A 14013-nucleotide genomic window follows, 5' to 3' on the forward strand; every position below is an offset into this window, starting at 1 on the left:
GCCTGGCCATGAGCACGCACGAACAGGCGGCCCCCCAGTTTTCGGCATGGGTGCGCCGAAGCCATCCGTTACGCGCCTCGCTCTCGCGCGAGATGCATGCGCGTAAAATGACTCCCCTTTCTGCACCCACGCAGGCGTTGCAGTTCGTATTCCTGGTCGATCAGGAAGAAGCACGGGATGCTGCTGAAAGTCTGGCCCGCTTGCTGGCGGCCCATGATATTGCATTTGCAGAGTCCGACCGGTTCATGACCTGCCGGTTGGGGGCGCTCAGTCTGTCGTGGGAGCGGCATACCGAGTTTGTGACGTACAGCTTTATTTCGGAAATATCCGACGGCCCCCTGTTCGACCTGGGACTCTTCGAGGCTGTAGCCAACTGGATAGACGCCCTTCCGGGGCGCATAATCCGGTCAAGCCACATCAGCCTGATCGCTGAAAGTCCGACGGACGATGCCATCGAAGACAATTTCGCTATGGACGACCTGATCATATCCGATGTCGCTCATGGACGCGCCAGGATCTGGAGCGATTTCAGGTTGCATCAAGACGGCTTTGGACGGCTGCTTATTCAGGACAAGGGGCTGGAGGGCGCGGAAACCTCCCAACTCGTCCAGCGGTTGCTGGAACTTGGCAATTATCGAAAAATGGCGCTTCTGGGCCTGCCGACGGCGCAGGCCGCCACACCAACCCTGACCGCTCTCGAACAGCGGCTTACTGTGCTTACCGCCCGCCTGGCGGAGAAGGACGCCGATGCCGACACGGCACTGGAGGATCTATCCTCGCTAAGCGCGACGCTGGCGCAGATCATTGCCGAAACGCGCTATCGAATGAGCGCAACGCAGGCCTATGCCGAATTGTGCCTCGATCGGATCCGGCGCCTGTCGGTGGTGCCGGTGCGCGGTTACAGGTCGCTGGACGATTTTACCGAGCGCAGGCTGCTACCGGCCATGCGCACTTGCGATGCCTTCACCCGTCGGCTCAATGACCTGTCGCAGCGCGTGGCATGGACTAGCGCGTTGCTACGCACATTGGTCGACACGGCGCTTGCACGGCGCAATCGCGATTTGCTGGCGTCGATGGATCGCCGGACGGGGCTGCAGCTACGCCTGCAGCATACGGTGGAGGGGCTGTCCGTTGTCGCAGTCAGCTACTATGCCGTCGGCCTGTGGCATTACCTGAAAGATGCTCTGGATCATCAAGGTGCGCATATACCCGCCTCGATCGACATTGCCGTAATACCGGTGACGATCCTGATCGTGTGGCTGGCTATTCGTGCTATCCGAAAAGTGAAGCGGCGCTAACGACAGCTTCGCTCAACCAACCCGCTCGGCATAGTGGAAATAATCGAAGTCAGCGACGATCCCCTGCCCCGCCATATCCTGGGAGGCGACACCGACGAACGCGCCGGTAAAGTTGGGAAGATAGGGCAGCGTCGCTTCATCCGACAGGATACTCGCGTCAAAATCGCCGGGCACCGCCGTCCACGCATCGTCCGTCGCCATGCGATAGAAAAAGTGCATCGCCGCGTGATCGACTTCCAGTCGCAGGTGGATGGGGCCAACCCCGATAGCAATGGGAGCGGTACAAGCACTGGCGCGGCTTTCGTCCGGCAAAACAGACAGGACTTGCAGAATCAGGCTACCGTGATCGTCGGTGGTTACATGCAGATAGTGAAACTTGGTGCTGTTGTAATAATGGATGAGCCCCGCCGATTGCTGAAAGCTGTGCGGCTTAAAATCCATAACGGTTTCAGCGGTGAACCGCCATTCGCCTTGCCTTCGGGCCACAAGCGACTGGGTGAACTGGCTCCCAACGGATTCGCGCCCGAACAGGCGCAGATGTCCCGGCCGCTGGGCCAACGAAAAAATTTGCTCCGGAAAGGGCGTTCGTAGCCATTGGAAAGCGGGCGGCAACACGTCTGCGTCGAAATCTTCCCGATCATCGACAAGCGCGCACGACTTAACATCTTTCGCTTGGTCGCCGATGGCTTCCACCGGCGCGCCGCTGCCGTCCAGCGTACGCAGCCAGCCGTCATCGCACCAGCGCATCGGCTGGATGGCTGTCTCCCGCCCCAATATACAGCAGTCAGCCATAGGCAGCGGGCGCCCACATAGATAGACCATCCACGGGTCGCCCTCCGGCGTTTCCACCACGTCGCCATGACCCGCGCGCGTCAGGGCCGAAGTCGGGCTATCGCGCGCGGTGAGTACCGGTCCGTCGGGGTGCAGATCATAGGGACCGAACAGCGACCGTGACCGAGCCATCACCACGGCATGGCCACGCCCTGTTCCGCCCTCAGCCACCAGCATATGATACCAGCCATCCCGCTTGTACAAATGCGGCCCTTCGGTGAAGCCCAGGTCGCTACCATCGAAAATCTTGCGGCGCTCCCCGATGAGGCGGCCACTGCGCAAGTCCATTTCCTGGATAACGATGCCGCCAAAGCGCCGATGCCCCGGGCGGTGATCCCACAGCATGTTGAGCAGCCAGCTACGCCCGTCATCATCGTGAAACAGCGCTGGATCGAACCCGCTGCTGTTGAGATGGACGGGGTCGGACCAGTCCCCGTCGATCGTGTCGCTCCAGACCCAATAATTATGGAAGTCCCGCAATGACACTTCGGACCGGTCCCGCTGGGTCGTGCGACCATAGCGTTTGACGTCGGTATAGATCAGGTGGAACCGACCGCCCGCATGGCTAATGTCTGGCGCCCATACGCCGCAGGAGTCAGGATTGCCGCGCATGTCGAGCTGCGACGCACGACGCAGCGGGCGCGTGACCAGCCGCCAGTTCTTCAGATCGCGCGAATGATGAATTTGCACGCCCGGATACCATTCGAATGTCGAGGTCGCGACATAATAGTCGGCGCCGACGCGCACTATCGACGGGTCAGGATTGAAACCGCGCAAAATGGGATTGAGAATCGGGGTCATGCAGTCTTTCGCACCAAGGTCCAAAGTATGGCCGCGCCGACAAAGTCGAGCAGACCGAGCAGGATGAAAAAGGGCCCGTAGCCGACCTGATCGACCAAGCTGCCCAGCAGAAGGGTGAAGATGAGAACGCCCAGATTAGCGGCCATGCCAGCGATCCCAGTCGCCGTGCCTACTTCATTTTGCGGGAACAGGTCGGCCGCCATGGTGATGATCGTGACCGACAGCGTCTGGTGCGCGAACCCGGCGACGCATAGGAGCGCGATGGCGACCATGGCGCTTTCCACCATACCGACGAACATCATGCTGCCCATCAGCAGCGCACCTAGGGTGAACGCCCAACGCCGCGCATCGATCAGGTGGACACCGCGCCGCTGAAGCCATGCGACGACCGCAGGCCCTGCCAAACACCCCAGGTCCGCCGCCAGAAAAGGCAGCCAGGCGAACAGCGCAATCTGCTGTATGTCGAAATGGCGTACCTGCACCAGATAGAGCGGCATCCAGAGCGACAGCATCCCCCAAACCGGGTCCGCCAGAAAACGCGGCAGCGCTATGCCCCACATATCGCGGCGGCCGAGCATGGAACGAAGCTTGGGGCGCCCGAAGCTGCGGGTCAACCGGGTTTCCTGCCCATCGGCTATCATGTCCCGCTCCTGCCCGGATATGGCCCGGTGCCGTGTCGGCGATTGATACCAGAACAGCCAGAGCAGCAGCCAGAACAACCCCAACCCGCCCGCGACGAAAAAGGCCGCGCGCCAGCTGTGGTTGAGTACGGCCCAAGCCACCAGCGGCGGTGCGGCGACCGCTCCCAGCGATGCACCAATCTGGTATAACCCGCCCGCCGTGCCTCGCTCGCGCGCGGGAAACCACTGCGAGACCAGTTTCATACCCGCCGGTTGCGCCCCGCCTTCAACCACGCCCAGCGCACCGCGCAGCGCCATGAAGCCCAGCCATCCACTCACCAGCCCGTGCGCCATAGTAATGAGCGACCAAGCGACGACGAGGAAGCTAAAGCCATAGCGTATTCCGGTGATGTCGAGTAGATAGCCCGCCACCGGTTGGAACATGATGCCGATCTGGAACGCGCCGGTAATCCAGGAATATTGTTCGGAGGTGATCCCCTGCTCCGCCATCATCGTCGGCGCTGCGACGCCCAATACGCTGCGTGTCAGATAATTTATCGTCATCGCCATTGCGAACAGGCCGATGATGGTCCAGCGGATATGGCGAAATTTACTCAATGACCGAACCTAAAGTTAACGCTATCATTGGCTTCTAGGCTGGCAAGTCGACGTGAAGCAAGGGCAATTGTCGATGGGCCGCACGGGGCATGGTGAGCGTGTCGCAGCTTTGGGTTGACGTCGGCGGCTATTTGCCGGGAAATGGACCGCAACGGTTCGAAAGGAAGATTTTGAAGCCTCCCCATCAGCATAAGCGCAGTGCGACCGTCATCGATGTGGCCAAGCGCGCAGGCGTGTCCGCCATGACGGTGTCGCGCGTGATCAACGCCACGGGCAATGTCCGCGAAAAGACCCGGCTTGCCGTCGCTGCCGCGATCGAGGAACTCGACTATACGCCCAATGTCGCCGCCCGGGCGCTCGTCACTGCGCGCGAAATCCGCATCGGTGTCATCTATTCCAACCCCAGCGCGGCGTTCATGCATGATTTCCTCATCGGCGTGTTCGAAGAAGCGTCGGTCATGGGCGCGCAATTGACCCTGCTCGGCGGGCAGGACGGTCGCCCGCCCCCGCCCGAAGCAATCCACCGCATGATCGGGTCGGGTGTTCGGGGCGTCATCATCGCGCCCCCGCTTGGAGAATCGCGCGTAGTGCGCGATCCCATCCGTTTGGCGCAATTGCCCATGGCAGTCGTAGGCGGGATCGCACGCGATGCGATCTGCGTACGCATCGACGACCGGGCGGCAGCCTATGACATGACGCAGCATCTGATCGCACTCGGCCATCGGCGTATCGGTTTCATCATCGGCAATCCGGGCCAGTCCGCCAGCGATGACCGGCTTGCCGGGTTCGACGCCGCCGTCAGCGAAGCTCAGGATATCGAGACCATCTTGGTTCAAGGCGATTTTTCCTACACATCCGGGTTGGTCGCAGGTCAGCAGCTTCTGAACATCGACCATCCGCCAACCGCCATATTCGCCAGCAATGACGATATGGCCGCCGCCGTGGTTTCGGTCGCTCACCGCCGCCACCTCGTCGTGCCGGACGATCTGACCGTGGTCGGCTTCGACGACACGACTGCGGCTGTCACCCTGTGGCCGCCCTTGACCACAATCCACCAGCCGGTTCGGAAGTTGGCGGCGGAGGCATTGCGGTTGCTGACCCAGGAAATCACCAGTGCCCGCAAGGGCCGCCATCATAAATGCGTGCTTGGCCACCAGTTGATCGAACGTCAGTCCACGGCCGCCATCGTTTCATAGACGATGGCGGCCATTCCCGGTCAGCGGAGACTAGGGGAGGAGCGCCCCCGCTGACCGATCCGCATCTTCAGAACTTGAACCGTACGCCGGCACGGAACATGCGACCGACGACATCATAGAGATTGGGGTTGGCGAAATAAGGAGACTTTGCCGGTGCACGGTCGAACAGATTATCGACCTTCACATAAGCGGTGATATCCTTTGTCACGTTATAGGTGCCCCCGATGTCCATATAGAAGGCGCCAGGCATGAAATTATTATCGATGGTCGGGTTGTTATTGGTCGATGCCGGGCAGCTTCCAGGGGCGCACTGCACATAATTGTGACCCAGCACACCGTCAGAGAACCAGCGTTCCTGAAGGTAGAGGGAGAACTGGTCGGTCGCATAGGTCTGGACGGCAAGCCATTTCCAGTCGGGCGTATTGCCAAGGTTCGATCCGGCGGAGTCGAGAGGGACAGAACCGAAGAGTCCGTTGTCGGTTACGAACTTACGGATGTGCGTGGCCAGCGCGCGCAGCGTCAACGTTCCCTCAAGGCCCAACGGGCGCTGCCAAACATAACTAGCCTCGATATCCACGCCCTCGGTTTCGATCGACGCCAGGTTGAACGCCTGAACATTGATGAAGTTCGGGCCGTTCTGGTTGTTGAGGTTGAAGGCGTTGCAGGCATCGGGCAATATATTGCGGAAGCAGAGGTTGACGATATCGGCGGCACCCAGACTGGAAATCAGGTCTGTAACCTTGATCTTGTAGTAGTCCACCGACAGGCCGAAGCCCGGGAGCCATGGCGCGTTGGCAAGCGCGATACCTACAGTCGTATTGCGGGCGATCTCCGGCGTGAGCGCCGTGTTGCCAATCTGGTTCTGGATCGCCAGCACGTTTACATTTCGGAACGGATCGAAGAAGTTCGGCAGCGTCGTGGTAACGGGTGCCGCGAACAGTTCCGAAAGGTTGGGCGCGCGCACGTCCTTCGACGTTACGCCTCTCACACGCAGGCCTTCGATTGGCAGATCCCAGGTTCCACCGACTTTCCACGTCCACACCGTGCCCGAAGTGCTATAATCGGTAATGCGCGCCGCGGCATTGATATTGGCCCGGCCCACGGCATCACTGCTGAACAGAGGCAGGTCGACTTCGAGATAGGCCTCCTTGACGCTGTAGGCGCCCTGGCCGTTCTTGTAATTACCCGCATACCAGTTGTTTCCGTCGACCAGCAAAGCGGGGTCCGCCGGATAATTGCCGCCACTAGGCGAGATGTCGGAGATGCCTGCACCATAGGGGTCGGCGCGAACCTTGTAATATTCGTGCCGATACTCGGCGCCAAACGCGATTGAGAGCGGTCCGGCCCACAGGTCGACGGGCGATCCCGACACATTCACGCTGACCACATCCTGCGTCTGCCGCGTCTTCTGGTACGGGCCGTATTTCGGCATGATGTAGGACAAGGCTGCTGCGGACGGCGGCGCACCGCCGATGATGTTGAGCGGGACACAACCATTGGCACGCGCTACCGGATCGGCGCAAACTATGGCGCCGTTCAAGGTCGTCGCCTGGATCGCCTGGTTGAAGCGGCGCGACAACATGATGTTGGTCACATCGACATCGGTGTAATTGATGCCATGCTCGTAATAAGTGTCATAGTTCCAGTCTGTACCGAACAGCGGAACCTTGCCCTGGGCGCCTGCGACATAGCGATACTGGCGGCGGTCGGTATAAACCTGGGTATTGCCTAGAGCAGCATTGCTCGTACCAAAGGCGAAACTCGTTATGCCCGCTGTCGCGCAAGCCAGTTGCACTGAGGCAGGCACATAGGGATTGTTGCACTGTATCGTCAGGTTAGGCCGGTTCATGCCGCCGACCGGTTGATTGTTGGTCTTCACCTGAGCGACGTTGACCGTCACGTAGATTTCATTGTCCGGGGCGAAGTCGAACCCGACGCGGCCATAGGTATTGAGCCGCTGGATACTCGACTGGAGCGAGCGGCCCGCATCGACATTGCCTGAAAGGTCGCCACCAATACAGAAACCGGGATAGCATCCGTTGACCGTGCCCGCTGCGTTACCAGAAGGTGTGCCGTTCGAGCCATATTGGAATTGGAACGGGTTGCCCGCCTGATCGAAGGCAATGCCCTGCAAGGGACCGGCGGTGATCAGTCCATATTTGGTGTAGTTATAGGGCTGCGCATAATCGAGCAGCAGATATTGCGGCGACCCGTCGTTCAATATGTTGCGGTTGATCAGCGTCGTCTGCTTGAACCAGTCGCGCCCACCAGCAAGTCCGATACCAAATTCTCCGCCGCCGACGCCCGCCTCGTCGCCATATTCTGCACTGAGAACGACATGCAGCCGGTCGTCGAGCAAGCTCTTGCCGGCCGCCAACTGGACCAGATATTGCTCATCGTCGCCATAGGTGGAGATACCACCCTGAACATTGCCCTTGATCCCTTCAAAGCGGGTATCGGTGATGAAGTTTACCACACCGCCCACGGCGTCCGATCCGTACGATGACGAGGCGCCGCCATTGACGATATCGACGCGCTTGATAAGCAATTGTGGGAACAGGCTGACGTCGGGGACGCCCGTCACATTCGCGCCGACCACACGCTGGCCGTCCAGCAGCGTCAGCGTGCGGATGGCACCAAGCCCACGCAGCGAGAAGGAGGAGAGCCCCTGCTGGCCGCTGGAGGTACTGAAAGTGTTGACGGTCGAGCCAGTCGAACCCTGCAAGGAGGGGAGCTGCGCGACGGTGTTGAAGATGTTGGGTTGAGCGTTAGCCTCAATCTGCGCTTCACCGATCATCGTGGTGGGCGTGGGCGCCTTGAAGCCCGACGAGGTGATACGCGATCCGGTAACGACGATATCCTGATCCACAGGGTCAGCCGACGCGGGATTCGGCAGGGCAACATCCTGCCGGGCAGCCTCAGGTAGCGCCTGAGCCTGCGCTGCAACCGACACTGTCAGCGCCGTTGCGAGCGCCAATACAGACGTTACTGCTCCGGCAAGACCGGGCATTTGCAACCGTGCATAAGGAACCGCCTTCATCATCTCCAACTCCCTGTTATTCTGCTTGTTTTGGACCGCCGGCTACGCCGGTCGAACTGCATTCTTTCGAGTTTTTCGCCTCTTACCTGCCACGTTACCTGTCAAATGAACGGAACGGACACAGCCTTTCTCACTGCCCAGACATAAATGGTAACGTTAACTTTACATATTTGGATGGTAGCAACCTGTCAACATCTACGTCAGAAAATTGCAGGAACCAAACTACGAACCCTGTATTTCCGCCGTAAATTCCCAATATACTTGCCCAACGCCCACCTCTACAGTGTCCTTGCGACGGAGGCTAAGGCGTTCGAGAGAGGGCGACCAGGATAGGACGGCTCGTCTGAATGACAGAGAGTGCGATATTTATGTTATCGTTATCGTTTAGCGGAGCAGCGCCGCTTCACCCCAAGAAACCGGAACGGAATCCCGACCGCTTTCCGACGATCGGGTGACCAGTTCGAGCAACGCTACGCCCTCAACCGCAACTTTTAGGGGCGCTGCACCGTCACCACGGCTCAGCGGCTTGCTCGTTGCCAGCAACTTGCCGTCCCCATACAGCATGAAGGTCACGTCGACTGATGGGTCCGCCGCAGAATCATCGACGCCGACCATGGCGGAAAAGCGCCGATAGCCTTTGTTGCGCACCTCCAACCGGGAATTGGCCAATATACCGATGCCTGAAGTGAATTTCTGCCCGCCAACTCGCAATGTTGCACCATAGGGTGCGGTATCGGCCTGCGCCCCGCCCCACCCGGCGTAGATAGGCCGCTCGCCCGGTCCATGGGTGCCCGCCCAGCCGAACGCAGATTTGTGCAGCGTCGGATCGGGCTGTGGCGAAACCACGCCGTCGACAGCCGGATTTACATTCCCCGGCTGTTCGGAAAGATAAAGGCCGTCACTCAGCATACGGCCGCCACGCACCCGGAAAATGAGCGTCTCATGCCCCGCCAGACGTAGCGTGGTCTCCTTGCGGAAAGACGATGTCTTTTTGGTCCATAGATCGACCATCTCCACATCCGCATCGTCGCGATATTTTAGCTGCGCGGCGGCTAGTGAAAATTCCAGCGGCGCCATGCCTCGATTGACGATCGCGACGGCCTTCTCGCCGGTGCTCAGCGTCTTGACGAGGGCCTGAACGTCATCGCTGTCATAAGCGACCACCGCTTGATGCCCCGCCGGATCCTGATTGACAGCGATCACGTCGGTATTGCTCAATATGTCCAGCAGCGACTGCGGCGCCTGACGCATATCCATGCCGATCAGCAGCGGCGCATTGATGATCGCCCAGAGCGAAAAATGCGACCGCGCTTCGACCAGATGGTCCGCACCGAAATCGCCCTTGCCGATGAACAGCATGTCAGGATCGTTCCAGGCACCGGGATGTGCATAAAAGGCGCGCTTGGCTGCGCTGTCGAAATTGGTCAGCATCCGGCTCCAGGTCGGATTGATATCATCACTGGTGCGCGAGACATTGCCGAAATCCTTGCCCCACGCCCGGACGTTGCCAGTGCCCCAGATGCACAGCGATAGCAGGAAATCGCCGTCGGGATTGGACTTCACCAGCGCCTTGTCTATCTCGCGAAACAGAGACTGAACTGCAGGAATATCTGACCGGCTGACCGAGTCCATGTCCAACAGGGGCGCAAGCGCACGATACTGGCCCGACTTGACCTTCTCGCTCTCCTCGCCATAGGCGCGAACGCCACAGCCATCGACCTTGATATAGTCGAAGCCCCAATCCTTGAAGTAAAGCGCGATATCCTGATCGATGTGGCCATAAAGGCCGACCTCTCTCTCCAGCACGGTGCCTTTTGGCAGGTTCGTTTCATCAGGCGAATACATCTGCGAACAGGTATTGCGACCAAGATCGGAATAGATGCCTGCCTTCAGGCCCATGGCGTGCAGCCGGTTAGTATAGCCGCGAAAGGACGGCGATCCTTTTCCGCTCAACGACGAGGGAAATCGATCCGATCGAATGATCATCCGTCCGCTTTTGGCGTCGCGGCGCAGCGCCCATCCATCATCGATGTTGACATAGCGATAGCCTTTGCGCGCGAGGCCGCTGTCCACCAGCGTCCGCGCTGCGCCCATGATCTTGTCCTCGTCGATATTGATCTCGAACGCATTCCAGCTGCTCCACCCCATCGGTGGCAGATCCGCCCGTCCGGACGTATAGGCCGACCATTGCCCGGTTGGAGCGAGAGGATCGACGGACTGAGCATGGGCCGGAACGCAGTTCCACGCCGCCAGGGCGATCGCTATGGCCATCGGACTGGTTTTCACGGGGCGTCATTCCTTTTTTTTTCGTGGTTGAGGGCTGCTGCAGGTACTCAGGGCGCCAGCGGCGATAGTGTGAAGCTGTCGATATCGAGGTAGCCACCGGCCATGGTCGGATTGTAACAGGACAGTGCGAGTTGCTCGCCCTGGAAGGTGCCAGTCTGCCAAGCGAATTCGAGGGGGAAGGTGCCGCCGATATCGCGCCAGACCTTGCCGTCGAGACTGTAGCCGACCGAGCCGATATCCTTGCCGAAATCGGTATCCGTGCGCAGCCAGAGCGTTCTGGCCCGGATCGGCACCGCCGCCGCACGCACATCCGTCTTCGGCCCCTCGTTCGTCGATTCGACCAGCCGCATGGTCAGGCTATTGCGGCCGTCTTTCCCTCCAACCACTGCCAGTTGCGCGCTGTACTTGCCGAAGGTGCCAAAACCGCAGACGTCGCCCGGCCTGATCCCGGCCAAATCCAGCTTCGCCGTCCCACGAGCGCGCGGCCCTTGAGCCTTCTGCACCAGCGTGTTCCGCGCCGTCCAAAGATCAGAGGCGGTCGTTGCGTGTAACCGTAAGTAGCCGGGGCGTTCCGAGAGCGACCAGCGGCGATCCACCGGGTTATGATTCCATTGCCATTGCCGCCCCAGCGTCGCCCCGGAAAAATCATCGTAACTTGGCGGCTCTCCGAAGGGCTGACCCTGGATCGGCTTCACAGCGCGCGCAGGCACGCGCCCCGGTGCCTCCGGCGTCCCCCACACCGGCCAGTCGTCCTGCCAGAAGATCGGGCTGATGTTGGTCACGCGGCCGATGGACCCTGCATCCAACATGACGAAGCCGTAGTAATCGCCATTGGGCAGATCCACCAGGGCACCCTGATGGCCGCCTGTAGTGTCGTCGATCTGGTTACGTGTCTCCCATGGACCGAACAGGCTGCGCGCGCGCGATACCGTCAGCCCCAGGCGGTTGGGAATGGAATTGAACAGATAGTAGAAGCCTTTGCGCTTGAGGATTTTGGACCCTTCCGCGCCCTTATTGAAGTAAATGACTTTCGAGCTTTCGATGCGGGTCGCATCCCGGTCGAGCATATGCAGCGTGATCGTGCCGTCGCTGCCGACCGCGCTCGCCAGATAAGCAGACCCGTCATCGTCGAAGAACAGTGCGGGATCGAAGGCCTCCTTGTTCAACTCTACATGTGTCCACGGCCCTTTGGGATCGCGCGCGCTGTAGATGCGCGTATTCTGATCCACCGGCGTTACCGCAACGTAGAAGACACCGTCCCTGTAGCGCAGGCTGGGCGCATAGATTCCCTTGCGATACGCTCCGCCCTTCGCCAGATCGTAGAGCGGCAGGTCGTCCAGCTTCGGCACCAGATGCGACAGGATGTCCCAGTTCACCAGATCCTTTGACGTCAGCAGGGTAAGCCCCGGCACATTGGCGAAGGTAGTACTGGCGAAGTAGAAATTCTCTCCGACCCGGATGATATCGGGATCGGGATAATCGGCATTGAGCGGCGGATTGACATAGCTGCCATCCCCCTGGTCCGACCGCCAGACCTGCGCGCCAGCACTGCTGGCGAGTACGACTGCCGTTGCCAGCCCAAGCACCGCCCTGCGCATCACTGCACCCATGCGTATGGACCGACTATCGTCCCGGTGAAACCGCCTGCAGTCTTCGTGCTGAGGAAGCGCGCATCGATGCCCCTCTTCAAACTAACCTTGCGCCCGCCGACCGTATAATCGAACGCCATGGTCCCGCCATCCTGCCGGATCGCCAACGTCACAGGACCTCTTGCCGCAAGCGGCGCGGACGCCAAGAGCGTTTCAGTCCCCTTGTCCCGGTTGAAGAGAGCGACCACCGGCTTGCCGCCTAGTCGCGTAATCCCGAAGAACAGATAGCTCTCATCGCTCTGGATGGCGGCTAGGCCGGCGCGGTCGCCTTCCGTTTCGGGTACGAACCGCACAGTCGTACTCATCGTTGCGACATGATGCTGCTGCCGTCGCCCGATGAAGCCAGGCACGCCAGCCTGGTCGCCCAACCGCGCGCCGCTGGACAGGATCAGTTCCCCCTTGTCCAGCCGATAAAGCGGCTGTTTCGGAATGCGAACGCCAATCCAGCTCATCGCCAGCCGATCGTCATCAAAGCTGTCGACATAAGAAAAATCGCCGCTGATCGGTACGGCGGGCGGCTTGCCTCTCGGCAATTTAGGCGCATCGCCGACAAACGGAATAGCCTGTCCCTTTGGCAGAATGATCGGCCAGCCATCCTTCCACGTCACCGGCAACAGAAAAGTTTCCCGCCCGATATTGTAGAAGTCGCCTTCATAGGGCCGCACCGCCAAAAAGGTCGCCCACCAGTCGCCATTTTGCGTCTGCACAAGTTGCGCATGCCCGGCGGACGTAACGGCATTGGCCCGGTTCGCGGAGAGATTGCGCTGGGTCAGGATCGGATTGCCGACGTAAGGCACATACGGCCCTTTCAAATCGCGCGACCGCAACACCACCTGCGAATGATTGACGCTGGTGCCGCCCTCCGCCGCCGTCAGATAATAATAGCCATCTTTGCGGAATATATGCGGCCCTTCGATCCATACCGGCTTCTTGGTTATGTCGACCCCGCCATTGACCAGTTGCGTGCTATCGCCGACCATTTTACCCGCCCGCCAGTCATATTCCTGGATCCAGATGGCGCGATGGCCATCATAGCGGGGCGGCTCATTGGGCGCGCGGTTGTTGATGATATACGCCCTGTCGCCTTCCCAATAGATCGACGGGTCGATCCCTTCGAACGGCAACCAGATCGGGTCGGACCAAGGTCCGGCGGGGTTTTTCGCTGTGATGATGAAATTGCCCCGGCACTCAACGCAAGTCGTGATGAGATAGAATAGGCCGTCATGGTAAGAGAGCGCGGGCGCGTAGATGCCGCGCGAGAGATTTAGCCCGCCGAAGTCCACCTGCGTCGGTCGGTCCAGCGCATTGGCGATCTGCGTCCAGTTGACCAGATCCTTCGAATGGAAGATCGGCAGGCCGGGGAAGTTCACAAAAGATGACAGTGCCAGGTAATAATCGTCGCCCACCCGCAGCACAGACGGATCGGGATAATAGCCCGACAGAATGGGGTTGCGATATTGCCCAGCCCCCGGCTTGGCGACTTCCTGAGACCCTCCCTCATACCGGAAATCGCTAAATCGCGGCAATTCACCCGCCCACGCGCTGCCAGATGTGAAAACAAGAAGCAGGCCTGCGGCAAACATGCGGTTCATTGATCTTCCTTGTTGAAACAATGGACAATTCTCTGCCATCAAGTGCGGGCACAATGCGCTGCGTACGTCCGCAGACCCCGAA

8 protein-coding genes are annotated in these 14013 nt (G+C 59.9%); 2 read left to right on the forward strand and 6 right to left on the reverse strand.

Annotated elements, in window-relative coordinates; all coding sequences use genetic code 11:
- The first annotated feature begins 8 nt into the window (after positions 1–8).
- On the forward strand, positions 9–1298 hold the full coding sequence (locus tag QMG56_RS03390; RefSeq protein WP_281821166.1) for a DUF3422 domain-containing protein: 1290 nt from the start codon (positions 9–11) through the stop codon (positions 1296–1298).
- A 12-nt stretch (positions 1299–1310) separates the two neighbouring features.
- Here QMG56_RS03390 and QMG56_RS03395 read toward each other — a convergent pair whose 3' ends face one another.
- Both QMG56_RS03395 and QMG56_RS03400 read right to left on the reverse strand, forming a co-directional pair.
- Positions 1311–2930 (reverse strand): glycoside hydrolase family 43 protein, encoded by a 1620-nt coding sequence (locus QMG56_RS03395; protein WP_281821167.1) that lies wholly within the window; start codon positions 2928–2930, stop codon positions 1311–1313.
- Positions 2927–4168, reverse strand: a complete 1242-nt coding sequence (locus tag QMG56_RS03400) for an MFS transporter (protein ID WP_281821168.1) — start codon at positions 4166–4168, stop codon at positions 2927–2929. Before QMG56_RS03400 ends, QMG56_RS03395 begins: the two co-directional genes overlap by 4 nt.
- Before the next feature lie 170 nt (positions 4169–4338).
- Here QMG56_RS03400 and QMG56_RS03405 point away from each other — a divergent pair, with 170 nt between their 5' ends.
- A complete protein-coding gene (locus tag QMG56_RS03405) occupies positions 4339–5364 on the forward strand; it encodes a LacI family DNA-binding transcriptional regulator (protein ID WP_309298535.1) in 1026 nt (341 codons plus the stop codon).
- Positions 5365–5431: 67 nt separating this feature from the next.
- On the opposite strand, the gene QMG56_RS03410 is transcribed toward QMG56_RS03405, so the two are convergent.
- From QMG56_RS03410 to QMG56_RS03425, 4 genes are all read right to left on the reverse strand, one after another.
- Positions 5432–8404 carry a TonB-dependent siderophore receptor gene (locus QMG56_RS03410; RefSeq protein ID WP_281821232.1) on the reverse strand — a complete coding sequence of 991 codons (2973 nt, stop codon included), beginning with the start codon at positions 8402–8404 and terminating at the stop codon, positions 5432–5434.
- A gap of 384 nt (positions 8405–8788) precedes the next feature.
- Positions 8789–10675, reverse strand: coding sequence for an NPCBM/NEW2 domain-containing protein (locus QMG56_RS03415; RefSeq protein WP_281821233.1), 1887 nt, complete (start codon positions 10673–10675; stop codon positions 8789–8791).
- A 62-nt stretch (positions 10676–10737) separates the two neighbouring features.
- Positions 10738–12300 carry a glycoside hydrolase 43 family protein gene (locus QMG56_RS03420; RefSeq protein ID WP_281821169.1) on the reverse strand — a complete coding sequence of 521 codons (1563 nt, stop codon included), beginning with the start codon at positions 12298–12300 and terminating at the stop codon, positions 10738–10740.
- Complete coding sequence (locus tag QMG56_RS03425; RefSeq protein ID WP_375713628.1) at positions 12288–13931, reverse strand: glycoside hydrolase family 43 protein; 1644 nt, start codon at positions 13929–13931, stop codon at positions 12288–12290. The genes QMG56_RS03420 and QMG56_RS03425 overlap by 13 nt, the downstream gene beginning before the upstream one ends.
- Between the last annotated feature and the right edge of the window lie 82 nt (positions 13932–14013).

Origin of the sequence: Sphingobium sp. BS19 (assembly GCF_027925545.1) — a bacterium.
Classification (GTDB): Bacteria; Pseudomonadota; Alphaproteobacteria; order Sphingomonadales; family Sphingomonadaceae; genus Sphingobium.

Excerpts from the sequence above, each read along its gene's own strand:
- QMG56_RS03390 (WP_281821166.1), top strand. The coding sequence starts at position 9 with ATGAGCACGCACGAACAGGCGGCCCCCCAGTTTTCGGCATGGGTGCGC.
- QMG56_RS03395 (WP_281821167.1), bottom strand. The coding sequence starts at position 2,930 with ATGACCCCGATTCTCAATCCCATTTTGCGCGGTTTCAATCCTGACCCG.
- QMG56_RS03410 (WP_281821232.1), bottom strand. The coding sequence starts at position 8,404 with ATGAAGGCGGTTCCTTATGCACGGTTGCAAATGCCCGGTCTTGCCGGA.
- QMG56_RS03415 (WP_281821233.1), bottom strand. The coding sequence starts at position 10,675 with ATGGCCATAGCGATCGCCCTGGCGGCGTGGAACTGCGTTCCGGCCCAT.
- QMG56_RS03420 (WP_281821169.1), bottom strand. The coding sequence starts at position 12,300 with ATGGGTGCAGTGATGCGCAGGGCGGTGCTTGGGCTGGCAACGGCAGTC.
- QMG56_RS03425 (WP_375713628.1), bottom strand. The coding sequence starts at position 13,931 with ATGAACCGCATGTTTGCCGCAGGCCTGCTTCTTGTTTTCACATCTGGC.